This window comes from Kitasatospora sp. LaBMicrA B282 (assembly GCF_050325825.1).
In the GTDB taxonomy this organism is placed as follows: domain Bacteria; phylum Actinomycetota; class Actinomycetes; order Streptomycetales; family Streptomycetaceae; genus Kitasatospora.
This window is the reverse complement of the sequence record NZ_JBNQTI010000045.1, coordinates 29490-52497: the sequence shown is the minus strand read 5'-3', so window position 1 is coordinate 52497 and position 23008 is coordinate 29490. Positions and strand designations below refer to the sequence as shown.

The 23008-nt window shown below is 74.3% G+C and carries 21 protein-coding genes and 1 tRNA gene; 9 read left to right on the top strand and 13 right to left on the bottom strand.

Annotation, left to right across the window (positions count from 1 at the left end; all coding sequences use genetic code 11):
- Window positions 1-1159: helix-turn-helix transcriptional regulator (locus ACQRUO_RS15485; RefSeq protein ID WP_428316473.1), on the top strand; the 1159-nt coding region annotated here is incomplete at its 5' end.
- A 36-nt stretch (window positions 1160-1195) separates the two neighbouring features.
- On the opposite strand, the gene ACQRUO_RS15480 is transcribed toward ACQRUO_RS15485, so the two are convergent.
- From ACQRUO_RS15480 to ACQRUO_RS15455, 6 genes are all read right to left on the bottom strand, one after another.
- A complete protein-coding gene (locus ACQRUO_RS15480; protein WP_428316472.1) occupies window positions 1196-3382 on the bottom strand; it encodes an MMPL family transporter in 2187 nt (728 codons plus the stop codon).
- A gap of 131 nt (window positions 3383-3513) precedes the next feature.
- Window positions 3514-5166, bottom strand: coding sequence for an alkaline phosphatase family protein (locus tag ACQRUO_RS15475; protein WP_428316471.1), 1653 nt, complete (start codon window positions 5164-5166; stop codon window positions 3514-3516).
- A 161-nt stretch (window positions 5167-5327) separates the two neighbouring features.
- On the bottom strand, window positions 5328-6248 hold the full coding sequence (locus ACQRUO_RS15470; RefSeq protein ID WP_428316470.1) for an N-acetylglucosamine kinase: 921 nt from the start codon (window positions 6246-6248) through the stop codon (window positions 5328-5330).
- Window positions 6245-7273, bottom strand: coding sequence for an N-acetylmuramic acid 6-phosphate etherase (locus ACQRUO_RS15465; protein WP_428316469.1), 1029 nt, complete (start codon window positions 7271-7273; stop codon window positions 6245-6247). Before ACQRUO_RS15465 ends, ACQRUO_RS15470 begins: the two co-directional genes overlap by 4 nt.
- Window positions 7274-7392: 119 nt before the next feature.
- Window positions 7393-8364 carry a hypothetical protein gene (locus tag ACQRUO_RS15460; protein ID WP_428316468.1) on the bottom strand — a complete coding sequence of 324 codons (972 nt, stop codon included), beginning with the start codon at window positions 8362-8364 and terminating at the stop codon, window positions 7393-7395.
- Window positions 8361-8984, bottom strand: a complete 624-nt coding sequence (locus ACQRUO_RS15455) for a SigE family RNA polymerase sigma factor (protein ID WP_428316467.1) — start codon at window positions 8982-8984, stop codon at window positions 8361-8363. The genes ACQRUO_RS15460 and ACQRUO_RS15455 overlap by 4 nt, the downstream gene beginning before the upstream one ends.
- Before the next feature lie 330 nt (window positions 8985-9314).
- Here ACQRUO_RS15455 and ACQRUO_RS15450 point away from each other — a divergent pair, with 330 nt between their 5' ends.
- On the top strand, window positions 9315-10175 hold the full coding sequence (locus ACQRUO_RS15450; protein WP_428316466.1) for a phytanoyl-CoA dioxygenase family protein: 861 nt from the start codon (window positions 9315-9317) through the stop codon (window positions 10173-10175).
- 36 nt (window positions 10176-10211) lie between these two features.
- On the opposite strand, the gene ACQRUO_RS15445 is transcribed toward ACQRUO_RS15450, so the two are convergent.
- From ACQRUO_RS15445 to ACQRUO_RS15435, 3 genes are all read right to left on the bottom strand, one after another.
- On the bottom strand, window positions 10212-10985 hold the full coding sequence (locus tag ACQRUO_RS15445; protein WP_428316465.1) for a ScbR family autoregulator-binding transcription factor: 774 nt from the start codon (window positions 10983-10985) through the stop codon (window positions 10212-10214).
- A 309-nt stretch (window positions 10986-11294) separates the two neighbouring features.
- Window positions 11295-11368: transfer RNA gene (locus ACQRUO_RS15440), tRNA-Pro, on the bottom strand.
- 77 nt (window positions 11369-11445) lie between these two features.
- Window positions 11446-12390 (bottom strand): metallophosphoesterase, encoded by a 945-nt coding sequence (locus ACQRUO_RS15435; RefSeq protein ID WP_428316464.1) that lies wholly within the window; start codon window positions 12388-12390, stop codon window positions 11446-11448.
- A 218-nt stretch (window positions 12391-12608) separates the two neighbouring features.
- Between ACQRUO_RS15435 and ACQRUO_RS15430 the strand changes: the two genes are divergently transcribed.
- Window positions 12609-13067 carry a GatB/YqeY domain-containing protein gene (locus ACQRUO_RS15430; protein WP_428316463.1) on the top strand — a complete coding sequence of 153 codons (459 nt, stop codon included), beginning with the start codon at window positions 12609-12611 and terminating at the stop codon, window positions 13065-13067.
- A gap of 206 nt (window positions 13068-13273) precedes the next feature.
- On the opposite strand, the gene ACQRUO_RS15425 is transcribed toward ACQRUO_RS15430, so the two are convergent.
- Window positions 13274-15649: a transglycosylase domain-containing protein gene (locus ACQRUO_RS15425; protein ID WP_428316462.1), complete on the bottom strand. Its 2376-nt coding sequence runs from the start codon at window positions 15647-15649 to the stop codon at window positions 13274-13276.
- A 677-nt stretch (window positions 15650-16326) separates the two neighbouring features.
- Here ACQRUO_RS15425 and ACQRUO_RS15420 point away from each other — a divergent pair.
- Entirely contained in the window at window positions 16327-16650 is a 324-nt protein-coding gene (locus ACQRUO_RS15420; RefSeq protein ID WP_428316476.1) for a WhiB family transcriptional regulator, read from the top strand.
- A gap of 51 nt (window positions 16651-16701) precedes the next feature.
- Here the strand turns inward: ACQRUO_RS15420 and ACQRUO_RS15415 are convergent, their stop codons facing one another.
- Together ACQRUO_RS15415 and ACQRUO_RS15410 are read right to left on the bottom strand one after the other, a co-directional pair.
- Complete coding sequence (locus tag ACQRUO_RS15415) at window positions 16702-17997, bottom strand: ArsA family ATPase (RefSeq protein ID WP_428316461.1); 1296 nt, start codon at window positions 17995-17997, stop codon at window positions 16702-16704.
- Entirely contained in the window at window positions 17994-19010 is a 1017-nt protein-coding gene (locus tag ACQRUO_RS15410) for an ArsA-related P-loop ATPase (RefSeq protein ID WP_428316475.1), read from the bottom strand. The genes ACQRUO_RS15415 and ACQRUO_RS15410 overlap by 4 nt, the downstream gene beginning before the upstream one ends.
- A gap of 301 nt (window positions 19011-19311) precedes the next feature.
- Between ACQRUO_RS15410 and ACQRUO_RS15405 the strand changes: the two genes are divergently transcribed.
- From ACQRUO_RS15405 to ACQRUO_RS15385, 5 genes are all read left to right on the top strand, one after another.
- The gene (locus ACQRUO_RS15405; protein ID WP_100889483.1) at window positions 19312-19470 is read left to right on the top strand and encodes a DUF4177 domain-containing protein; all 159 of its coding nucleotides are present in this window, start codon (window positions 19312-19314) and stop codon (window positions 19468-19470) included.
- Window positions 19470-19934 (top strand): RidA family protein, encoded by a 465-nt coding sequence (locus ACQRUO_RS15400; RefSeq protein WP_428316460.1) that lies wholly within the window; start codon window positions 19470-19472, stop codon window positions 19932-19934. The genes ACQRUO_RS15405 and ACQRUO_RS15400 overlap by 1 nt, the downstream gene beginning before the upstream one ends.
- 85 nt (window positions 19935-20019) lie before the next feature.
- Window positions 20020-21000 (top strand): NUDIX hydrolase, encoded by a 981-nt coding sequence (locus ACQRUO_RS15395; RefSeq protein ID WP_428316459.1) that lies wholly within the window; start codon window positions 20020-20022, stop codon window positions 20998-21000.
- Window positions 20987-21151, top strand: coding sequence for a hypothetical protein (locus ACQRUO_RS15390; RefSeq protein ID WP_428316458.1), 165 nt, complete (start codon window positions 20987-20989; stop codon window positions 21149-21151). Before ACQRUO_RS15395 ends, ACQRUO_RS15390 begins: the two co-directional genes overlap by 14 nt.
- Before the next feature lie 81 nt (window positions 21152-21232).
- Entirely contained in the window at window positions 21233-22054 is an 822-nt protein-coding gene (locus ACQRUO_RS15385) for an MBL fold metallo-hydrolase (RefSeq protein WP_428316457.1), read from the top strand.
- Between the two features lie 65 nt (window positions 22055-22119).
- Here the strand turns inward: ACQRUO_RS15385 and ACQRUO_RS15380 are convergent, their stop codons facing one another.
- Window positions 22120-22794 carry a Crp/Fnr family transcriptional regulator gene (locus ACQRUO_RS15380; protein WP_030288117.1) on the bottom strand — a complete coding sequence of 225 codons (675 nt, stop codon included), beginning with the start codon at window positions 22792-22794 and terminating at the stop codon, window positions 22120-22122.
- Window positions 22795-23008 lie beyond the last annotated feature (214 nt).

Genomic DNA, 23008 nt, shown 5'->3' with positions numbered 1-23008 from the left:
GGCCCCGGCGTTCGGCCGTCCGGCGGCGCCGGGCGGCCCGCTGCGCGAGGCCGCCGCGCTGGCCCGGGCGGCCGGGGCGGACAGCCCGCGCGAGCTGGTGCAGCTCTGTGGGGCGGCGCTGGTCCCGGGGCGGGACGCGGAGACCTTCGCGCTGGCCGAGGAGCTGGTGGCGGAGGCCCGGGCGGCCGGTGCGCTGGCCCTGCTGCCCACCCTGCTCTTCTTCCAGGCCGAGGCCGAGCTGTTCCACGGCCGGCACCGGGACGCCGAGTTGGCCGTCGCCGAGGCGCTGGCGCTGGCCCGGGACACCGCGCAGCCGCAGTGGACCAGCCAGCTGTCCGCGCTGGACGCCTACCTGGCGGCGCTGCGCGGCGACGACGAGCTGGTGGGCCGGCGGGTGGCCGAGGCGCAGGACGACCGGGCCACCGCCTGGGGCGCGCCGGCGGCCGGCACCTCCTGGTGCCAGTGGGCGTTGGCCCTGCACGACCTGGGCCGGGGCCGGGCCGCCGAGGTGGTGGAGCGGCTGGAGCCGCACACCGCCGGCCACTACCGGCACCACGTCTCCGGCATCCGCACGGTGCCGGACCTGGTGGAGGCGGCGGTCCGGATCGGCCGGCCGGAGCGGGCCGCGGCGGCCTTCGAACGGTTCCGGGAGTGGTCGCGGCGGATCGGCGAGCCGGCCTGGGCCCGGGCCCTGGTACTGCGCTGCCAGGCGCTGCTCGGGCCGGCCGAGTCGGCCGACGCCGGCTACCCGGCCGCGCTGGAGCTGCACGCCCGGGCCGACCGGCCCTTCGAACGGGCCCGCACCGCGCTGCTGTTCGGCGAGTTCCTGCGCCGCGACCGGCGCAAGACCGAGGCCCGGGCGCAGCTGCGCGCCGCGCTGGAGGTGTTCGAGCGGCTGGGCGCGCAGCCCTGGGCCGAGCGGGCCCGCGCCGAGCTGGCGGCCGCGGGGTCGGCCACCCCGGTCGCGGCCCCGGCCGGCCCGCTGGCCGGGCTGACCCCGCAGGAGGAGCAGATCGCCCGGCTGGCCGCGACGGGGCTCTCCAACCGGGAGATCGCCGCCCAGCTCTTCCTCAGCCCGCGCACGGTGGGTCACCACCTCTACAAGGCCTACCCGAAGCTGGGCATCGCCTCCCGGGCGGAGTTGGCCGCCCTGCTCTGACCCGGTCCTGGGGTGACCGCCACGGCGTCGTCGGGGTCAGTCGCCCTCGACGTTCAGGTGCGGCAGCACCCGGTCCAGCCAGCGCGGCACCCACCAGGCGCGGTCGCCGAGCAGCGTCAGCACCGCGGGGACCAGCAGCAGCCGCACCACCGTGGCGTCCACCAGCACGCTGACCGCCAGGCCCAGGCCCAGCATCTTGATCACGACGACGTCGCTCAGCAGGAAGGCGGCGAAGACGCTGACCATGATCAGCGCGGCACAGGTGATCACCCGGGCGGTGATCTCCAGGCCGTGCGCCACCGCGTCCTTGCTGTTGCCGGTGCGGTACCAGTCCTCGTGCACCCGGGAGAGCAGGAAGACCTCGTAGTCCATGCTCAGGCCGAAGACGATGGCGAACATCATCATCGGCACGTAGCTCTCGATCGGGACCTTGCCGGCCACGCCGAGCGCCGGGCCGCCCCAGCCCCACTGGAAGACCGCCACCACCACGCCGTAGGAGGCGCCGATCGACAGCAGGTTGAGCACGGCCGCCTTGACCGCGACCAGCAGGCCGCGGAAGACCGCCAGGATGATCAGGAAGGCCAGGCCCACCACCACCGCGATGATCAACGGCAGCCGCGAGGCGACCAGCTCCAGGAAGTCCAGCTGGGCGGCGGTGGTGCCGGTCAGGTAGCCCTTGGCGGCGCTGCCGGACAGCGCCTGCGGCAGCACGGTGTCCTTGAGGTGGTTGAACAGGGTGGTGGTCACCGCGTCCTGCGGGGCGCCGGTGGAGATCGCGGTGGAGATCAGCACGTCCCCGTCGGGGGTCTGCTGCGGCGGGCTGACGCTGGCGGTGTTCGGCACCCCGGTCAGCGCGTGCTGGACGTTGGTGAGCAGCGCCGCCCGGTCGCCGGCGGGCACCGCGCTCTGGTCGACCACGATGGTCAGCGGGCCGTTGGCGCCGGGCCCGAAGCCCTGGGCGATCAGGTCGTAGGCGCGGCGGTCGGTGAAACTGGTCGGATCGGCGCCGTCGCCGATGTGCCCCAGCCGGATCGAGAAGAGCGGGATCGCCAGCACCCCGATCGCCACCAGCCCGCCGAGCAGGTACCACCAGGGCCGCCGCTCCACCCGGCGCGCGTAGCGGTGCCAGAACCCGGTGGACTCGCCGCCGGCGGTGTGCCCCTCGGCGACCGGCGTGCGCACGGTGAACCGGTCGATCCGCCGCCCGATCAGCCCGAGCAGCGCCGGGACCAGGGTGACCGCGCCGAGCACCGCGGTCACCACGGTGATCATCGCGGCGACGCCCAGCTTGCCGATGAAGCTCACCCGGGAGACCGTCAGACCGGCCAGCGCGATCACCACGGTGCAGCCGGAGACGATCACCGCCCGCCCGCTGGTGGCCACCGAGCGCCCGGCCGCCTCGGCCGGCTCCACGCCGTCCATCAGCAGCTGGCGGTGCCGGGTGATCAGGAAGAGCGCGTAGTCGATGCCCACGCCCAGCCCGATCATGGTGGCCAGGGTGGGCGAGACGTTGGCGAAGGTGAAGGCGATCGCCAGCAGGCTCAGCAGGGAGAGGCCGACGATCACCGCGAGCAGCGCGCTGAGCAGCGGCAGCCCGGCGGCGATCAGGCTGCCGAAGCCGATCAGCAGCACCACCACGGCGACCCCGAAGCCGATCGCCTCGCTGGTGAAGTCCTTGGTGTGCGGGCGGGCCAGCTCGCCCAGCGGTCCGCCGTACTCGACCTGCACCCCGGCGGCGCGCAGCGGGGCCACCGCGGCGTCCACGCCGGTCAGGTAGTCGGTGCCGTAGGTGGTCGGGTTGGCCTGGAACCTGACGGTGATGTAGCCGATCTTCTGGTCGGCGGAGAGCGCCCCGGTGGGCGGGGCGCCGGGCGCCGGCAGCGGGTTCTGCGCGGAGAGCACGTGCGGCAGCTGCTGCAGCGAGCCGACGGCCTGGTCGATCTGCCCGGCGGCGTCGGTCAGCGGGCCGTTCGGGTCGTGCAGCACCACCTGGGCGCCGATCCCGCCGGAGGTCGGGGCGTGCGCGGCGAGCACCTGTTGGCCGGTGTGCGACTGGACCCCGGGCAGCGAGAAGTCGTCGGAGTAGGTGCCGCCGACGCTGTTCTGCAGGCCGTGCAGCACGCCGAGCCCGACCAGCCAGGCGACCAGCACCAGTACCCAGCGGTGGGCGCACCAGCGGCCGAGCCGTTGGAGGCCGCCGGGGCGGGGACCGGGTGTCGACATAGGGCCGACGGTAACCCCGCGGTGGTGGTCGACCGACGGTACGACATACGCCCGATCAGGTCATCCGATCCGCCGCGGGCTCCGGCCGCTCGCGCGGTGGGCGGCCCGCGGACCGCCCACCGCGGCGCGGGTCAGCGCACCGGCAGGACCGGCGTGTGCTCCTCGCGCACCGCCTGCAGCGCCTGCGGGTTCAGGCCGAGCAGGTTGAGGATGGTCGGCGCGATCTGCTTGGTCTGCACCGGCGCGGCGTCCTTCACGTGCTTCGGGGTGCCGGCGCCGGAGACCACCAGCGGCACGTCCAGGTCGTCGGGGTGGGCGCCACCGTGCTCGGCCACCTTGCCGTGCCCGCCGGTGTAGACCACGCCCTGCGCGCTGATCCCGAACAGGTCCGGCACCCGGGCGTCGCCCGGCCGCACCCCGAAGTACTTCGCGGCGTCCGCGCCCGCGTAGACCTTGGTCAGACCGCTGGCGGTGAAGGCCTTCGGGGCGCCCTTGATGTCGTTGCCGGTGCCGTTCTGGGCCAGCAGGTAGTCCTTGGCGAAGGTGGTGGCCGCCGCGGAGCGGTCGCTGAGCCAGAGCAGCATGCCGTCGTCGTCCACCGAGTGGGCCACCAGGTCCGCCGCGCCCGGGTGCAGCTTGCGCCAGGCGGCGTTCAGGCCGTCGAGCAGCGGGCCGTCGTCGATCCGGGTCAGCTGGCTCGGGTCGGTGGGCGACTGGCCGTGCTTGGCGGAGAGCACGATGGTGGTGGAGCCGGTCAGGTGCTGCTTGCGCAGCTCCGCGGTGAGCGCGCCGATCTGGGCGTTCACGAAGTCCAGGTTCTTCACCAGCAGCGGGCCGGGGGTGCCTGGCGCGCTGTAACCGCCGGTCAGGCCCTCGGAGGTGGGCAGCTTCTGGGCGGTGGAGACGGACTGGAAGTTCAGCCCGAAGATCGCCGGGGTGCCGACCTTCGTGCTGCGGCTGTGGTCGTAGCCGTCGATCTCGTTGAGCACCGCCTGCACCTTGTAGCCGTCGTACTGCTCGGTGGCCTGGTTGTCGGTGGTCCAGTCGCCGCCCGCCGGGTAGCCCGGCGCGTCGCTGTTGATCTCCGGCGTGAACAGGTCCTGGATCCCGGTGCCGGACGGGCCGTTGAGGATGTCGTAGGCGGCGTGCTTGTCCGACCAGGCGGTGCGCAGCCCGGCCTGGCTGGCCACCTCGAAGACGGTGTTCACCTGCAGGTAGGAGTGCGGGTAGACCGGCTTGCAGGTGGCCGGGTCGACCGGCAGCTTGGTCGGGTCGAGCAGGGTCTGCGGCTTGCCGGTCATCGAGAGGATCGAGCCGGGCAGGCCGGCCAGGCCCTGGCCGGCGTCGATCGAGGCCTTGTTGCGGTCCAGGTCCTCGGTCAGGTCCACCTCGACGCCGGGCTTGGCGGTGGCGCAGTCGGTGGTGCCGGCCGGCAGCAGGGCGGCGTTGTAGGTGTCGTCGTAGTAGACGCCGGTGGTGCCCGGGCCGCCGCCGGTGGCCTGGGCGACCATGCCGGGGAAGGAGTCCGAGGGGATGGTGGTCTGCGCGTCGGTGTAGTCCACGCCGCCGCCGACCAGCTTGGCCAGCGCCGAGTGCGGGTGCTGGGCGACGTACCAGCTCAGGTCCGACTGGTGCAGGCCGTCGACCGAGATCAGCAGCACGTGCTTGGCCGGTCCGCGGCGATGCGCGTCCGGGGCGCTGGCGAGGGCCGGGGCGACGGTGCCGACGGCGAGCGCACCGGTGGTGGCGATGACCGCGGCGAGGCGGATGGAGCGACGGTTCACGGCGTTCTCCTGGTACTCACAGGGGCGGGCTGTGTGCGGGGCTCGCGACATGAGTAGTGGCCGGCCGTATACCGGGGGCGTCGGGGGGCTGAACGGTCGGCGAAGCGCGGTGGTGGAGCGTCGGGCGGGCGGCGGACGGTGGTGTCCGGTGCTACGGACCGTCAGGAGAGTTCCGGGCTCCGGACGGCGGGATCATCGGCCCCGGGCGGCGGGGTCATCGCCAGCCGGGCCGCGGCCAGGGCCGCGTCGCCGGCGGTGTGCAGCGGGCCGGCGACGCCGGTGCGCGGGTCGGCGAGCAGCGCCAGCAGCCGGGCGCGGACCGGACCCGCGGCGGCGGCGACCGAGCCGGCCAGCACCAGGGGGCCGTCCTGCGCGGTGGCCCGGACCAGGGCGGCCAGGTGCTCGGCCGCCTCCGCCACGATCGCCCCCGCGGCCGGGTCGCCCGCCTCGGCGGCGGCACCCACCAGCGGGGCCAGCTCCGCCAGCCGCCGCGGCGGCCCGTCGTAGACCCAGTGCAACAGCTCGACCGGCCCGGCCGCGCCGCAATGCCGCAGCACCGCCGCGGCGAGCGGCCCGGTCGGCTCGTCCAGCGCCCGGCGCACCGCCGCCCGCCCCAGCCAGAACCCGCTGCCCTCGTCGCCCAGCAGCCAGCCGAACCCGCCGCCGTAGTGGGTCACCCGGCCGTCCGCCACCCGGCAGCAGACCGCACCGGTGCCCGCGATCAGCACGGTGCCGGCCGTCGCCGTGGACCCGGCCGCGAAGGCGGGCACTGCGTCCGAGCAGAGCCGCACCGGCACGGGGATCCCGAACGCGGCCCGGCACCGCTCGGCGAACTCCGCGGGCTCGGCCAGCGCCCGGTAGCCGGCCAGCCCCGCCACGCAGCCGGCCACCGCCTCCGCGTCCAACCCCCGCAGCGCCAGGTGGGCCGCTCCCGCCAGCGCGGCCAGCGCCTGCTCCGCACCCCCGCCGGCGACCGACGCCCCGCGCACCGCCGCCCGCCCGCACGGCCGAGCGTCGGCGTCCAGCACCGCGGCCCGCGCCCAGCTGCCGCCGCCGTCGAGCCCGAGGAAGAGCGCGCTCACCGGACGCCCCCGCCGGTCAGCTCTTGCACCGCCGCCCACGGTTGCCCCTGGGCGCGCCGCAACGCCCCCCGGGCCGCCTCCGGCGTGGCGCCGCCGACCAGCGCCACCAGGGCGGTGACCGTCTCCCCGGCCGCGGCGTCGAGCGCCGCGACGGCCTGCTCGGGCGTCACCCGAGCGGCCGTCACCAGGGTGCGCACGGCCCGCGCGCGCAGCTTGGCGTTGCCGGCCGAGGCGGTGACCATCAGGTTGGACCAGGTCCGCCCGCTGCGCACCATCAGCGCGGTGGAGAACGCGTTGAGCGCGAGCTTCTGCGCGGTGCCGGCCTTCATCCGGGTCGAGCCGGTCACCACCTCGGGCCCGGTGTCCAGCAGCACGTGCAGGTCGGCGAAGGCCGCGGCGGGCGCCTGCGGGTTCCCGGAGAGCAGCGCGGTGACCGCGCCCGCGGCCCGGGCCGCCCGCAACGCGCTCACCACGTACGGGGTGCCGCCGCTGGCGGTGATGCCGATCACCAGGTCACCGGCGGTCGGCGGGGTCGGCTCGTCCTGGTCCGGCGGCCGGTCCTCGGCGTTCTCCCGGGCCCGGGCCGCCGTCCGGGGGCCGCCCGCCAGGTGCGCGACCACCTGCTCCGGGCCCACGCCGTAGGTCGGGCCCAGCTCGACGGCATCACCGAGCGCGAGCCGGCCGCCGGTGCCGGCGCCGTAGTAGTGCACCCGGCCGCCGGCCCGCAGCGTCCGCAGCCCGGCCTCGACCAGTTCGGCCAGCTGCGGCAGGGCCGCCCGGACCACGCCGGGCACGGTGGCGTCCTGATCGTTGATCAGGGCCAGGAGCTCGGCGGTGTCCAGCCGGTCCAGCGCCAGGCTGGCGGGGTTGCGGCGCTCGGTGGGGGGCAGGTCGGGGTGCTCGGCGGGGTCGGCGGGGTCGGGGTGGTCGAGGGGCCCGGCGTGGGCGGGGGGCCGGGCTTGCGGCGCCTCGGCCGAGGGGTCGTCAGGGGCGTTGCCGGGCAGTGCGTCGAGCTCCTCGGACACAGCGGCTCCTTCTGCTGGGCGGCCGCCAGCAGTCTGCCACCCGGCACGCCCGCGCCGCGGGAACCGCGGGTTCACCGCGGGCCGGGGCGGCGGGGTTCACCGCGGGCCGGTGCGGCCGCTCAGAGCGGGCCCGCCTGTCCCACCATCAGCCAGACGTAGTGGCCGTCGACCAGCGCCGGCGCGGAGACCGACAGCAGCTGGTAGCTGATCCCGTCCCCGGGCGCGTCGCAGCGCAGGGTCGGGTTCTGCAGCGAGGAGGCGTCGCCCCAGACGTAGCGCCAGACCCCCGGGGTGCTCTCGCCCCAGCTGGATCCCGGGTTCGGCAGCGGCTTCCCGCCGAAACCGAACTGCCGCTGCCCGTTCGGGCAGGGTCCGGCCAGCACGGTCAGATTGGTCTGGCTCGTGCTGGAGTCATTGGTGGACAGCCCGATCGGGGCGACCTGCGACTGCGGCGCCGGCTGGTCGGTGAGCAGCTTCAGGGTGCCCAGGGACAGGCCGTCGTTCTGGGCGCTGCGGTCGCTCACCAACAGCGCCAGACGCCGCTGCCCGCCGGCGGAGGTGCCGCTGACCACGAGCAGGAACGAGCCGTACCACGGCTCCTGGTCCAGCAGGTGCACCTCGTGGTGGCCGCCCCCGGAGACGCCGTCCCAGTACGCGGCCAGCTCCACGGCGTGGTCCGTCGGGCCGGCGACCCACCACGGGGTGCCGAGCGCCGGCAGGTTCGCGCCGCCGTCGGGCTGGGCCGCCGGATCGCCGTTGACCAGGGCGGACGGCATCCCGGACGGCAACTGGAGCAGGCCGCCGCCCTGCTGCGGTACACCGCCCGGGCTCGCCCCGCTCTGCCCCACCCCGGCGGCGCGCACCGGCGCGGCCCCCCGGAGCGGCCCGGTGACCGTGAGGGCGACCGCCAGCGCCACCGCCGCGCACCCCGCCACGCCCGCCGCCAGCCTCGCCCGGCGGCGCCGGCGCTGCCGGGTGATCCGCACGCGCAGCCGGTCCGTGAAGTCCGGCGCCGGCAGGCCGCCGTGCTCGGCCAGCTCGTCCAGCCGGTGCTCCAGCTGCTCCTCGAACCAGTTCATCGAGGTGCTCACCGGGCCACCCCCGGCAGGACGCAGAGGGCGGCCTCGGCCGCGGCGGTCGCCGGCGCCGCCAGCGCGACCGACCGTTGCTCCGGGACCGGTCGCTGGGCGGGGGCCGGTCCTGGCTCCGGCGCGGGCCGTTGGTCCAGCGAGGCCCGCAGCTGGGCGAGCCCGCGGGAACTCAGCCGTTTGATGTTGCCCACCGAGCACGCCATGGTGAGTGCCGCCTCCTGCTCGCTCAGTCCCACGTAGTGGCGCAGCACCACCGCGGCCCGGGTGCGCGGGGCCAGCGCGGCCAGCGCCCGGCGCAGCAGGTCGCGGTCGTCGATCGCGGACGAGGACGAGGGCTCGTCCCGCCCGACCTCCGGCAGGTGCAGGGTGAGGATCTCCTGGAGCCGGCGGCGGCGCACCGAGCTGATGTGGGTGTTCACGATCGCGGCCCGGACGTACGCCTCCTCCCGCCCCTGCGAGGTGGCCTGGTCCCAGCGCCGGTAGCAGTTGGCGAGCGCGGTCTGCAGCAGGTCCTCGGCCAGGCCGTGGTCGCCGGTGAGCAGGTGGCAGAGCCGCAGCAGGGCACCGGAGCGGGCCAGCACGAACTCCTCGAACCTGATCTCTCGTTCGCTGCGCCGCACGCCGTTCCCCCTGCGTTGCTCCGTGGCCGGGCGCGGGGCAGTTCGCCACCGCACCGTCCAACAACGCGAACGCGCGTGCGGCGCGTTGCCTCGGTCCGCTGTGGCGCTCGTCACGTCGTCCCGGCACAACAGGACCGGGCGATCACCGCGTCATCAGGGCGAGATCGGTGACCGCGCCGGCCCCTGCCGCCGGTCGCCGCCACGCATGAGGGGGGAACGTTCGACATGCACAGCCTGACGACTGAGACACCTGCCGAGACCGCGACGGGGACCGCGACGACCGCGACCGCGACCGCGACGACCACGACCGGGGCCCCGGGGGACACCCCGATGACCGCCGAGCAGCGCGCCCGGTTCGAGCGGGACGGGTACCTGGTGCTCCCGGGCGTCCTGGACCAGGACGAGGTGGCCCGCTACTCCGCCGCACTGGACCGGGTGTACGCCGAGCAGCAGGCGGCCGGGCGACTCGCTCCGGACGGTTCGCTGCACCTGCTGAGCGCGGTGGCCGCGCTGCCCGAGGTGGTCGACCTGATCGACCACCCGCGCACCTTCCCGCTGGTCTGGTCGGTGCTCGGCTGGAACGTCCACGTCTACCACTCGCACCTCGACGTGCACCCGCCGATCCGCAGCCCCAAGCCCTACCGCTTCGAGTGGCACCAGGACGGCGGCCGGCAGAACCGCGAGCTGGAGACCGACCCGCGCCCGCGCCTCTCGGTGAAGCTCGCCTACTGGCTCTCCGACGTCTCCGAGCCGGGCCGCGGCAACTTCAAGGTGGTCCCGGGCAGTCACCTGACCAACCGGATCGACGGCCCGCCGCGCCGGGACGTGCGCTGGCCCGAGCCGCCCGGCGCCGTCGAGGTCACCGCCGCCCCGGGCGACGCGGTCTTCTTCGACCGGCGGCTCTGGCACACCAGGACCGACAACCACTCGGAGCTGACCCGCAAGGGCATGTTCTTCGCCTACTCGCACCGCTGGTCCTACGGCCGCGACGAGAACGACGCGCTCCTGGCGTCCCCGGTCGCCGCCGCCTTCACCCCGGTCCAGCGCCAGCTGCTCGGGGCCCCGCTGGCCGGCCCCGGCCAGCTCCCGGGCGACCACCAGTGGGGTCACCACCCCGACACCACCCCGCTCCACGGCCAGCTGGCCGCCCGCGGCCTGCTCGACGAGCAGTACCCGCCGCTGCGCCCCTGACCCGGGCGGCCACCGGCCGCCGGTGGGGCCGACGGATCACCCGCCGGCCCCACCGGCCCGCGCCGGCTGCTTCTGCTTGCGCGCCGGCTGCCCGTGCGGCCGCTGACCCTGCGGCCCCGGCGCCGGCTCCACCCGGGCCGGCGGCTTGGCGCTCGCCGTGAGGGGCGGCTTCCCGAGCGCCGCCGCCGGGGGCTCCGGGTACCCGGCGAGCGCCTCCCGGAGCGAGGCGGCCAGCGGCGCGGGGGCGATCCCGGGCAGCAGGTACCACCACATCCGGATCACCCGCTGCGGCAGGAAGGCGCGGTTGATGGCGGCGCAGGACATCACCTGCGCCCCCGTGTAGGCCGCCACCAGCAGCTCGGCGATCTCCTCCACGTCCAGCTCCGGCAACAGCTCGCCGGCCTGCCGGGCCGCTGCCAGCTCCCGGCGGAAGGTGTCGGCCCACATCTCGTACGGCGTGAACTCCCGCAGCCCGTGCGCCCCTTGCTCGAGCGCCAGGGTGGTCCCGGCGCGCAGCAACACGTTGCTCCGCAACTGGTGCGCCACGTACAGGGTCAGCTCGATCAACTGCCGCAGCCCCCGCGGCTCGCCCGGCAGCTCCAGGTCGGCCGCCTGCGCGCTGATCACCGCCCGGGCCAGCTCCTCCTTGGACCTGAAGTGGAAGTACATCGCCCCCTGGGTGATGCCCGCCTGCTTGATGATCTTGTTGATGCTCGATCCGTTGAACCCGTACTCGTCGAACACCTGCGCCGCCGCCCGCAGCAGCGTCCCGCGGGTGCGTACGGCTCGGTCTTGTTGGACGCGCGGCACGACGTGCTCCGGCTTCTGCTCGACGAAACGGGGCGAACGACCTTTACCTATCTGCCCGCACCCGCCGTCCGTACACCCCGTCACCCCACGCGCACCCCCGGCGCACGACCGCCCCTCCCGGAGCCCTCCTCACCGGTCCGTGAAAACCGGTCAGGGCGCCGCCGGCGAAGATCTCACGGCTCGTCGGGCACTCCGGCACCGCGACATCGTCGAGCGGTCACCTGAGCGGTAGTCACGCAGATCGCCGCGCACAACGAGGAAGGGCCCCACCGGATCTCTCCGGCAGGGCCCTTGCCTGCTACTACTGGGTCGGGGTGGCGGGATTTGAACCCACGGCCTCTTCGTCCCGAACGAAGCGCGCTACCAAGCTGCGCCACACCCCGGTCTTTCCTTTGTTGCTTCCGTCTCCGTCGCAACGAGTAGAACTCTATCCCATGCTGGTCGGGAGACGAAATCCGGTTTAGCTGGGGCGTGGGGTGAGGGTCATCAGGGTGGCCTCGGGCGGGCAGGCGAAGCGGACCGGGGTGTAGCGGTTGGTGCCGCAGCCGGCCGAGACGTGGAGGTAGGACTGCCGGCCCCCGGCGCGGTGGGTGGAGAGGCCCTTGACCCGCTTGGCGTCCAGGTCGCAGTTGGTGACCAGGGCGCCGTAGAAGGGGACGCAGAGCTGGCCGCCGTGGGTGTGGCCGGCCAGGATCAGCGGGTAGCCGTCGGCGGTGAAGGCGTCCAGGCTGCGCAGGTAGGGGGCGTGCACCACGCCGATCGACAGGTCGGCGTCGGCGGACGGGCCGCCGGCCACCGTGGCGTACCGGTCGCGGCGGATGTGCGGGTCGTCCAGGCCGGTGAACTCGATGTCGAGCCCGCCCAGGGTGAGCCGGCCGCGTGCGTTGGTCAGGTCCAGCCAGCCGGCCGCGTCGAAGCCGTCGCGCAGCTTCTCCCACGGGTTGTGGACCGCGCCGGAGATGCCGGCGCGGCCGCTGCCGTCGGCGTTGTTCAGGCCGTGGTTGCCGCTGGCCAGCGCCTTCAGGTAGCGGGTGGGGCTCTTGCGGGCCGGGCCGTAGTAGTCGTTCGACCCGAAGACGTAGGCGCCGGGGAACTCCATCAGCGGGCCGAGCGCGTCCAGCGTGGCGGGCACGCCGAGCGGGTCGGAGAGGTTGTCGCCGGTGTTCACCACCAGGTCGGGCCGCAGCCCGGCCAGACTCCGCAGCCACCGCTGCTTCTTCCCCTGTCCGGTGACCATGTGGATGTCGGACACCTGCAGCACGCGCAGCGGCTTGGCCCCTCGCGGCAGCACCGGGACGTCGACGCGGCGCAGCCGGAAGGCGCGGACCTCGTAGCCGGCGGAGTAGGCGAGCCCGGCGGCTCCGGTGGCGAGGACAGCGAGTGGGACGGAGTACAGCTTTCGCATCAGTCCATCGTCGCAGACCGGGCCCGCCCAGGAGAACCGGGCCCGGGCCTGCCTGACTTCCCGTCGGCTCGCCCTGCCGCCCACCCGGCTGCAGGCCTTCCGCTCGCCCGCTCGCCCGCTCGCCCGCTGGCCCGCTCGCCCGGGCCTCCCGGGCCGCCGGTCCGGCCCGCCGCCGTTAATCAGCGGCAGCGCGGCGCCGTAGATGTGAGGATTGCCCCATGACAACGCTCAAGGAGCGGCTGCGGGAGGACCTCACGGCCGCGATCAAGGCACGGGACGAGCTGCGCTCGTCCACCCTCCGGCTGACCCTCACCGCGCTGAACCGGGCCGAGGTGGCCGGTGACGAGAAGCGCGAGCTCAGCGACGCCGAGGTGGTCCAGGTGGTCCAGGGCGAGGCGAAGAAGCGCCGGGACGCCGCGACCGCCTTCAGCGACGCGGGGCGGACCGAGTCCGCCGAGCGCGAGCTCGCCGAGGGCGCGGTGCTGGCCGAGTACCTGCCCGCGCAGCTCAGCGACGAGCAGCTGGCCGCCGTGGTCGCCGAGGCGGTGGCGGAGGCCGGCGCCACCGGGCCGCAGGCGATGGGCGCCGTGATGAAGATCGTCCGCCCGAAGGTGGAGGGCCTGGCCGAGGGCGGCCGGGTGGCCGCCGCGGTCAAGGCGGCCCTGACCGGCCGCTGACCGGCCGCTGACCGCTCGCCGACCAGCGGCTGAGCAGTCGCCGACCGGCCGCCGCACGACCGGCCGCCGCCGAGCACCGTCGCCCGGCCGTCGAGCAGGTGCCCGAAAGGCCCGGGGCCGCCGGATCCAGTGGAGGATCCAGCGGCCCCGGGCCTTTTCGTTCTCGTTCGCGTCCGGTGCCCGAGCGGCGGGCCAGGCCACCCCGCTCAGTGGTGGCCCGGCCGCCCCGGCTTGCCGGGGCCGCCCGTGCCGCCGCCGATCATCCCCGGCGGCAGGGTGAACCCGCCGCCGATCAGACCGCCGCCCGGCAGGCCCGGGCCGCCCGGCGGCGGGGCCGGGTCGCCGGTGACCAGGCCGGCGTTGGTGGCCGGGTTGTTCGGGTCGCCCGGGTTGGGGCTGTTCGGGTCACCCGGGTTCGGGCTGGGGCTCGGCTGCTGCGGCTGCGGGTTGTCGGTGGACGCGGTGGCCGACGGTGCGCCCGGGACCAGCGGGAGCTGGGTCTGCGGGGTGCCCGCGACCGCCTGGTTCATCGCCTGCTGCCAGATCGGGCCGGGGCCGCTGGCGCCGTAGACGCCCTGCGGGAAGTCGGTGCCGCCGATCGTGATGTCGCCGTTCATCGGGACGCTGCTCTCCGGGCCGCCGAGCCAGACCACGCCGGCCAGGTCGGGGGTGTAGCCGTCGAACCAGGCGGCCTTCCGCTTGTCGGTGGTGCCGGTCTTGCCGTAGATCTGGCGGCCGTCGCTCAGGCCCAGCTGGCTGCCGGTGCCGGACTTCTCGGTCACGCCCTTGAGCAGCGTGTTGACGCCGTCGGCGGTGCTCTGCTGCATCACCTGCTGGCAGTTGGCCTGCGGCACGTTGATCGGCTTGCCGTCGATGCCGGTGACCGACTTGATCGCGACCGGGTCGCAGTGCAGGCCGCGGGCGGCGAAGGTGGCGTAGACGCCGGCCATCTGCAGCGGGCTGACCAGCTGGGTGCCCAGGGTCATCGAGCCGACCTGCTGCAGCGGGTGGCCGTCGGCCTGGTTCTTGATCCCCAGCTTGTTGGCCATCTGGGTGACGGCGCAGAGGCCGACGCTCTGCTCCAGCGAGACGAAGTAGGTGTTGATCGAGCGGGCCATCGCCTCCGGCATCATGAACGGGCCGACCTCGTGGACCGGGTCGTCGTTGCTCACGTTGTCGTGGGCGATGTTCTTCCAGGTCCCGGTGCAGGTGGACATGTCCGGGTAGGGCATCGAGCCGGGCGACGGGAACGGGGTGTTCAGCTGGGCGGTCCCGCCGTCCAGCGCCGCCGCGGCCACGATCGCCTTGAAGGTCGAGCCGGGCTGGAAGCCGCTGCCGCCGTCCATCGAGGAGTCGACGTTGAGGTTGACCACGGTCTGGTGCTGGGCGGCGTCCAGGCCGTAGGGCCGGGTCTGGGCCATCGCGAGGATCTCGCCGGTGCCCGGCTTGACCATGGTCATCGCCGCCGAGACCGGGTCGCTGACGTACACCTTCTTGGTGACCGCGGTGTAGGCCGCCGCCTGCATGGCCGGGTCGATGGTGGTGGTGATCCGCAGGCCGCCCTGGGACCAGAGCTTGTTGCGGGCCGCGGCGGAGGCGCCGAAGGCCGGGTCGTTCTCGACCACCTTCTGCACGTAGTCGCAGAAGAAGGCCATGCCGTTGCCGGCCGTGATGCAGCCGTTCTGCGGGGGCTGGTAGTTCAGCTCCAGCCCGCTGGCCAGCGCCGCCTTGGCCTGGTCCGGGGTGATGTGCTTGTACTGCAGCATCTTGTTGATCACGGTGTCGCGCCGGTTCTGCGCGGCCTTCGGGTGCGCCAGCGGGTCGTACGCCGAGGGGTTCTGCACCATGCCGGCCAGCAGCGCCGCCTGGGCGACGTCGAGGTCCTTGTCGGCCTTGCCGAAGTAGCGCTCGGCGGCCGCCTCGATGCCGTACGCCTGGTGGTTGAAGAAGGTGATGTTGAGGTAGTTGGTCAGGATCTGGTCCTTGGTCAGGTCCTTCTCCAACTGGATGGCGTACTTCAGCTCCTTGATCTTGCGACCCAGGCTCTTCTGGGTGGCCGCGGCGACGGCCGTCTTGTCGTCACCGGCCTCCTCGACGAAGACGTTCTTCACGTACTGCTGGGTCAGCGTCGAGGCGCCCTCGGCGTCGCCGCCGGAGGAGGCGTTCTTCCCGATCGCGCGCAGCACGCCCTTGGGGTCGATGGCACCGTGCTGGAAGAAGCGTGCGTCCTCGATGTCCACCTGCGCCTCGCGGGACAGCGGGGACATCTGGTCCTGGGTCAGTATCGTGCGGTCCCGGTCGCCGGCGTAGACCTTGGCGATCTGGTTGCCCTTGGAGTCCAGGATGTACGAGGCCTGGGAGAGCGTCGGGGTCTTGAAGTCGTCCGGGATGTTGTCGAAGCCCTGGACGCTGTCCTTGGCGCCGAGGCCGATGGCTCCGACGGCGGGCAGCGCGATGCCCGCCACCAGCACGCCGGACAGGATGCTGACGCCCAGGAACTTGATCCCGTGCCCGACCAGTTCCAAGGGGGAGGCGCGCCGTCGGCGGGGGCGCGGGGCTGCTGAGGAGCGCTTCGGTGCCATGGAGAGGACTCTACGTTGCCAAAATAAGCGCATGGGGGCAGGTGTTCGCCTACGCTTGTCACAAGCTTGCGACAGCTTCGCATTGCGGTGCCCTTGCGTGGTCCTGACGGTCCGTCGCGGCGTGTCGCGAGGCGTGCGCGACCGGCGCTGCGGGGGATCAGGTGGCGCCAACTGGTGCCAAGTGGGGCCGGATGGTGCGAATCGACCCCAAGTGCTCCCAACGGGCACCAAGCGGTGCGAACCGTCGCGGAGCTTCGCCGAACGGTCGCAGGACCCCTGCGGAAGCCACACCGAAGATCCGCCGGAAACACACAGTAGGCGTAGCCCAGCCGGTTAACCCTCCTGTGGGTGTCGAGAGTTGTCCGGTATGGCGGGTTATGCGGTAGCTGGCCCCGTCTGTCGACGCCTCCTCGCGTGAGACTCGAGGGGGCTGTGATGGCTCTGCGTTACCAAAGCCGCGTCAAAGCGGACGATCGGGACGGGCGCAAGCCCCGCGACCTGCGATCACTCCAACGAGTGATGTGACCGGCACCCATAGTCCGATCGGGTCATTCGAGATTGGACCCCAAGGGGCTGTTGCGCTCCGCCAATCTTCCGTAACGTCCTCAACTGGCAGCGGTGAATATGCCGTTACCGCCGTGGGGGGAGCCTCGATGTCGGGAGAGGACGGCGCCGGGATGGGCTGGGTAGATGACTGGAGTGCGCAGGCTGCCTGTCGCACGAGCGATCCGGACGAGCTGTTCGTCCAGGGGGCGGCGCAGAACCGGGCCAAGGCCGTGTGCAGCGGGTGTCCGGTGCGCACCGAGTGCCTGGCGGATGCGCTGGACAACCGGGTGGAGTTCGGTGTCTGGGGAGGGATGACCGAGCGGGAGCGCAGGGCACTGCTGCGCCGCCGTCCGACGGTGATCTCCTGGCGCCGGCTGCTGGAGACAGCGCGGATGGAGTACGAGGAGTCGCTGGCCACCGGCGTCATCCTCTCGGACTACGCGCAGGCCGGCTGACCAGGAGGCATCGCGCCGCGGGCCTGCCCGGCGCGATGCCTCGCGGGTCGGTCAGGCCTGCTCGACCCGCGAGGGTCGGTCGGAGCCGTCGGACGGCTCGCCCGCGAGCTGTCGCCCGATCAGGCGCAGCCCGTCCAGGTCGTGGACGTCACCCGCCAGCGCGGGCACCTCCACCAGGGGCACATCGGGGTAGACCGAGACGAACCGGTCCCTGGTCCGCTGCTCCCGCCCCATCACCGCCACCCGTTCGGCGTGCAGCCGCAGCAGTCCGGCCGCCAGCCGTTCCGCCTCCGCCTGCCCGGCCGCGTGGTCCGTGCCGTTCTCCTCCAGGGCCTGGGCCGCGGCCTGCGCCCGCTCCGCGGTGAGCTGCGGTGCCCCGGTGGTGTGCACCCGGTTGAGCACCAGCCCGGCCAGCGGCATCTGGTCGGCGGCCAGCCGGTCGACGAAGTACGCCGCCTCGCGCAGCGCGTCCCGCTCCGGCGCGGCGACCACCAGGAAGGCCGTGCCGCGCGCCTTGAGCAGCTGGTAGGTCCCCTCGGCCCGCTCCCGGAAGCCGCCGAACATCGAGTCCATCGCAGCCACGAAGGTCTGCAGGTCGGTCAGCAGCTGGGCGCCGAAGATCTTGCCCAGGGTGCCGGTGAGCAGGCCCATCCCGACGTTGAGGAACTTCATGGCGCTGCGCCCGCCGACCTTGGCCGGGGTCATCAGGATCCGGATGATCTTCCCGTCCAGGAACGAGCCGAGCCGGCCCGGTGCGTCCAGGAAGTCCAGCGCGGAGCGCGAGGGCGGGGTGTCGACCACGATCAGGTCCCACTCCCCGGTGGCCTGGAGCTGCCCGAGCTTCTCCATCGCCATGTACTCCTGGGTGCCGGCGAAGCCGGCCGAGAGCGACTGGTAGAAGGGGTTCTCCAGGATCGCCCGGGCCCGCTCGGGGTCGGCGTGGGCCAGCACGACCTCGTCGAAGGTCCGCTTCATGTCGAGCATCATGGCGTGCAGCTCGCCGGGGCCGTCCGGCCCGGCCGCGCCCTTGACCGGGCGCGGCGTGTTGTCCAGCTCGGTCAGGCCCATCGACTGGGCCAGCCGCCGGGCCGGGTCGATGGTCAGCACCACGGTGCGCCGGCCGCGCTCGGCGGCCCGCAGGCCGATCGCCGCGGCGGTGGTGGTCTTGCCGACCCCGCCGGAGCCGCAGCAGACCACGATCCGGGTCTCCGGGTCGTCGATCAGCCGGTCGACGTCCAGCACTCCGGCGACCGGGGCGCCCGCACCGCCGCCGGCCGGGCCGCCGTTGCTGCCGCCGCCATGACCGCCGCTGCCGCCGCCGTTGCCGTTGGTGTTCCGGCCGCTCATGCCGCCCCCTGCCGCTTCAGCTCGCCGGCCAGCCGGTACAGCCCGCCGAGGTCCACGCCCCCGCCCAGCAGCGGCAGCTCGTAGGTCGGCAGCCCCAGCGTGCCCAGGTCCTCCCGCTGCCCGTGCTCCAGCGAGACCCGCTCGGCGTGCTCCCGCGCCTGGGCCAGCAGCGGGTCGAGCAGCGGCTCCACCGCCGCCCGCCGGGTGGCCGCGGTGCGCGAGCGCCCGCCGAGCCCGGCCTCCACCAGGGCCCGCGCCACCTCCTCGCGGTGGTCGCCGTGCGCCGCCTCGACCGCCGCGGCGTCCAGCACCGGCGGGCGCACCATGTTGACCAGCACCCCGCCCGCCGGCAGCCCCGCCTCGCGCAGCTCGGCGAAGCCGTCCACGGTCTCCTGCACCGGCATCTCCTCCAGCAGGGTGACCAGGTGCACCGCGGTCTGCGGCGACTTCAGCACCCCCATCACGGCCTGGGCCTGAGTGTGTATCGGGCCGAACCTGGCCAGCCCGGCCACCTCGGAGTTGACGTTCAGGAACCGGGTGAGCCGCCCGGTGGGCGGCGCGTCCATCACCACCGCGTCGTAGACCAGCCGGCCGTCCGGGCCCTTGCGCCGGGTCGCCTCGCAGGCCTTGCCGGTCAGCAGCACGTCCCGCACGCCCGGGGCGATGGTGGTGGCGAAGTCGACGAAGCCGACCTTCTGCAGCGCCTTCCCGGCTCGACCGAGCTTGTAGAACATCTCGAGGTACTCGAGCAGCGCCTGCTCGGTGTCGATCGCCAGGGCGAACACCTCACCGGTGCCCCGCCCGGGCCGCCCGAGCCGGGCGGGGGAGACGGTGGCGATCTTCCGCTCCTCGTAGGGCAGCGCGGCGAGCCCGAAGAGCTCGGCGATCCCCTGCCGGCCCTCCACCTCGATCAGCAGCGTGCGCCGGCCCTCGGCGGCCAGCGCCAACGCGAGCGCCGCGGCCAGCGTGGTCTTCCCGGTGCCGCCCTTGCCGCTCACCACGTGCAGGCGCACGCCCTCCCAGTCCGGTCCGGCGGGCTCCACGGCGTCCGCCGGTGCCGCGGCCGCGGGGGGCTGCTGGGTCCTTGGCACGCTCCGTCTCCCTCCATGTCCCCCTCCGATGGGCCCTCCCCGCGAGGGTAACCAGGCTCCGTCCCCGATGCCGGGAGCATTCGGCTGCCGGGCGGTCCAGCGGCCCGCTTTGTGCCCCACTTCACATCGCCGGCACCCCGCGGCCGGCCCGCCGCCCGGCGGCGCCGGCCGCCGTCGTCCAGCCTCGGACGGGGGCGGGCGCGGACGGTCTAGAGTCAGCCCCATGACCAAGTGGGAATACGTAACCGTGCCGCTTCTCGTGCACGCCACCAAGCAGATCCTGGACACCTGGGGCGAGGACGGCTGGGAGCTGGTCCAGGTCGTGCCCGGGCCGAACAACCCCGAGCAGCTGGTGGCCTACCTCAAGCGGGAGAAGAACTGATGGGGCAGGTCGAGAGCCGGCTGGCCGAGCTGGGGCTGACCCTGCCGGCAGTCGCCGCGCCGGTCGCCGCCTACGTGCCGGCGCTGCGCACCGGTGAGTTCGTCTTCACCTCCGGCCAGCTGCCGATGGTGCAGGGCAAGCTGGAGCACACCGGCAAGGTGGGCGCCGAGGTCACCGCCGAGCAGGCCAAGGAGCTGGCGCAGATCTGCGCGCTCAACGCGCTGGCCGCGGTGAAGTCCGTGATCGGTGACCTGGACCAGGTCGAGCAGGTGGTCAAGGTGGTCGGCTTCGTCGCCTCCGCCGCCGACTTCACCGGCCAGCCCGGGGTCATCAACGGCGCCAGCGAGCTGCTCGGCAAGGTCTTCGGCGACGCGGGCGTGCACGCCCGCAGCGCGGTCGGCGTGGCGGTGCTGCCGCTGGACGCGCCGGTCGAGGTCGAGGTGCAGGTCAGGGTCCGCGGCTGAGCCGCACCCCGCAGGGCCCCGTCGATCGCCGGCCGGTGATCGCGGGGCCTTCTCAGCGCCGGGCCCGGGTGCATAGCATCCGGGCATGGCAGCGAACCTCCCCACTCCGCCCGCCACCGCGAACCCGATGCCGCCCGGCTGGCCCGCCCGGATCCGGGCGCTGGCGGCCGGCCGGCTGACCCCGGTCACCCCCAGGCAGGCCGCCACCGTGGTGCTGCTGCGCGATCCCGTGCTGCGCGGTCCCCTGCCGGGCGGTCCCGCGCCCGCCGCGGGCCCGGTCACCGGCCCGGACGCCGCGGCGGTCGAGCCGTCGGGCCCGCAGGCCTACCTGCTGCGCCGGAAGAGCTCGATGGCCTTCGCCGGCGGCATGTACGCCTACCCGGGCGGCGGCGTCGACCCGCGCGACGCCGAGCAGCCGCCCGCCTGGGCCGGCCCGGGGCCGGACGCGTGGGCGGCGCGGCTCGGCACCGACCGGGCCACTGCCCAGGCGGTGGTCTGCGCGGCGCTCCGCGAGACCTTCGAGGAGGCCGGCGTGCTGCTGGCCGGCCCCGACGAGCGGACCATCGCCCCCGAGCGCGACTGGAGCGCCGAGCGGGCCGCGCTGGAGGCGCACCAACTCTCCTTCGCCGACTTCTGCCGCGAGCACGGGCTGGTGCTCCGCACCGACCTGCTGGCCGGCTGGGCCCGCTGGATCACCCCGGCCTTCGAGGAGCGGCGCTACGACACCTGGTTCTTCGTCGCCGCGCTGCCGCCCGGGCAGCGGGCCGCGCGCGAGGTGGGCGAGGCGGACCGGGTGGCCTGGCTGACCCCGGCCGAGGCGGTCCGCGGCCACGCCGAGGGCCGCTACGGGATGCTGCCGCCCACCGTCTCGGTGCTCCGCGAGCTGCTGCCGGCCCGCTCCGCCCGGCAGGCACTGGAGCTGGCCGAGCGGCGCACCCTGACCCCGGTGCTTGGCCAGGCCGAGGTGATGGGTGATCGTATGACTATTCGCTGGTCAGGGTATGAGGAGCTGACCATCGACGGTGACTATCCCGAGGAAGGACTCCCAGCCGATGACCCACAATGACGTGGCTCGTGTGCTCGTCCCCCGCGCCCTGGCGGCCAGGCCGCTGACCCGCTCGCTGACCCTCGACGACGCCGCGCCGCCCGTCGCCGGCCGCCGTGCCCTGACCCGCGAGCTGCCGCTGCGCGCGTTCCCCCGGGTGCTGCGGGGCTGACCCACCCGATCCCCGTGCCGGCCGCCCCGCGGCCGGCACCCGTCCAGGCCGCCCCCGGCCCCGAGGCCCGAGGACTTCCCCGTGACCGGTCCGCTCCCCGGTGACCCCGCCGCTACCGTCGGCGGCGCCGCGAGCGAGCGTGCGTTCTGCGTGCTCGCCCCCAACCCGTCCCCGATGACCCTGGACGGCACCAACACCTGGCTGCTCGCCGAGCCCGGCTCCGAGCTGGCCGTGGTGGTCGACCCAGGGCCGCTGGACGAGGGCCACCTGCGCGCGGTGATCGCCGCCGCCGAGGCGCGCGGTCAGCGGATCGGGCTCACCCTGCTCACCCACGGTCACCACGACCACGCGGAGGGCGCCGCCCGGTTCGCCGAGCTGACCGGCACCTCGGTGCGGGCGCTGGACCCGGCGCTGCGGCTGGGCGAGGAGGGGCTGCACGGCGGCCAGGTGGTCGAGGTCGGCGGCCTGGAGCTGCGGGTGGTGGCCACCCCGGGGCACACCTCGGACTCGCTCAGCTTCCACCTGCCGGCGGACGGCGCGATCCTCACCGGCGACACCGTGCTCGGCCGTGGCACCACCATGGTGGCGCACCCGGACGGGGTGCTCGGCGACTACCTGGACTCGCTGCGCCGGCTGCGCGCGCTGGCCGCTGAGCACGGGGTGCGCACCGTGCTGCCCGGCCACGGCCCGGTGCTGGCCGACGCGCTCGGCACGGTGGAGTACTACCTGGCCCACCGGGCGGCCCGGCTGGCCCAGGTGGAGACGGCGGTGGAGGCCGGCTGCCGGAGCGCGGAGCAGGTGGTGGCCCGGGTCTACGCCGACGTGGACCGGGCGCTCTGGCCGGCCGCCGAGCTCTCGGTCCGGGCCCAGCTGCAGTACCTCGAGGACCACGGGCTCATCTGAGCCCGTGGTCCTCGGGAAGGGTCCGGTGGCAGCCGCTGCTGCCCGGTGTCGGTCGGCCGTCCGGGTCAGCGGGACCGGCGGGAGAGCCGCTCGACGTCCAGCAGCACCACCGCGCGGGCCTCCAGCTTCAGCCAGCCGCGGCCGGCGAAGTCGGCCAGCGCCTTGTTGACGGTCTCGCGCGAGGCGCCGACCAGCTGGGCCAGCTCCTCCTGGGTCAGGTCGTGGGCGACGTGGATGCCCTCCTCCGACTGCACGCCGAAGCGGCGGGAGAGGTCCAGCAGCGCCTTGGCCACCCGGCCCGGCACGTCCGAGAAGACCAGGTCGCTCATCACGTCGTTGGTCCGACGCAGCCGGCGGGCGATGGCGCGCAGCAGCGCGATCGACACCTCGGGGCGGGCGTGCAGCCAGGGCTGCAGGTCGCCGTGGCCGAGGCCGAGCAGCTTGACCTCGGTCAGCGCGCTGGCGGTGGCGGTGCGCGGGCCCGGGTCGAAGAGCGAGAGCTCGCCGATCATCTCGCTGGGGCCGAGCACCGCAAGCATGTTCTCGCGGCCGTCCGGCGAGGCCCGGTGCAGCTTCACCTTGCCCTCGGCGACCACGTAGAGCCGGTCGCCCGGGTCGCCCTCGTGGAACAGCGACTCGCCGCGGGCGAGGGTCACCTCGGTCATGGAAGCGCGCAGCTCGCCGGCCTGTTCGTCGTCCAGCGCCGCGAAGAGCGCGGCGCGCCGCAGAACGTCGTCCACGTGCTTCCTCCTTCTCGGCCGCCCGCCGTGGGGCCTTCGGGCGGCTCGCGTGTGGTGCTCCGCCACGCTCCGACGATGTCGAGGTCTTCGGCCCCGTCGAGGGCGGCGAAACAGTGCTCTTCATCACCAAGCATGGCGCATGTCGCTCCGATCATATGAGGAGGGGGTGCGCTGTGGAGGTCGGTACAGGGCCATCCGTACGCATTGGTTACTG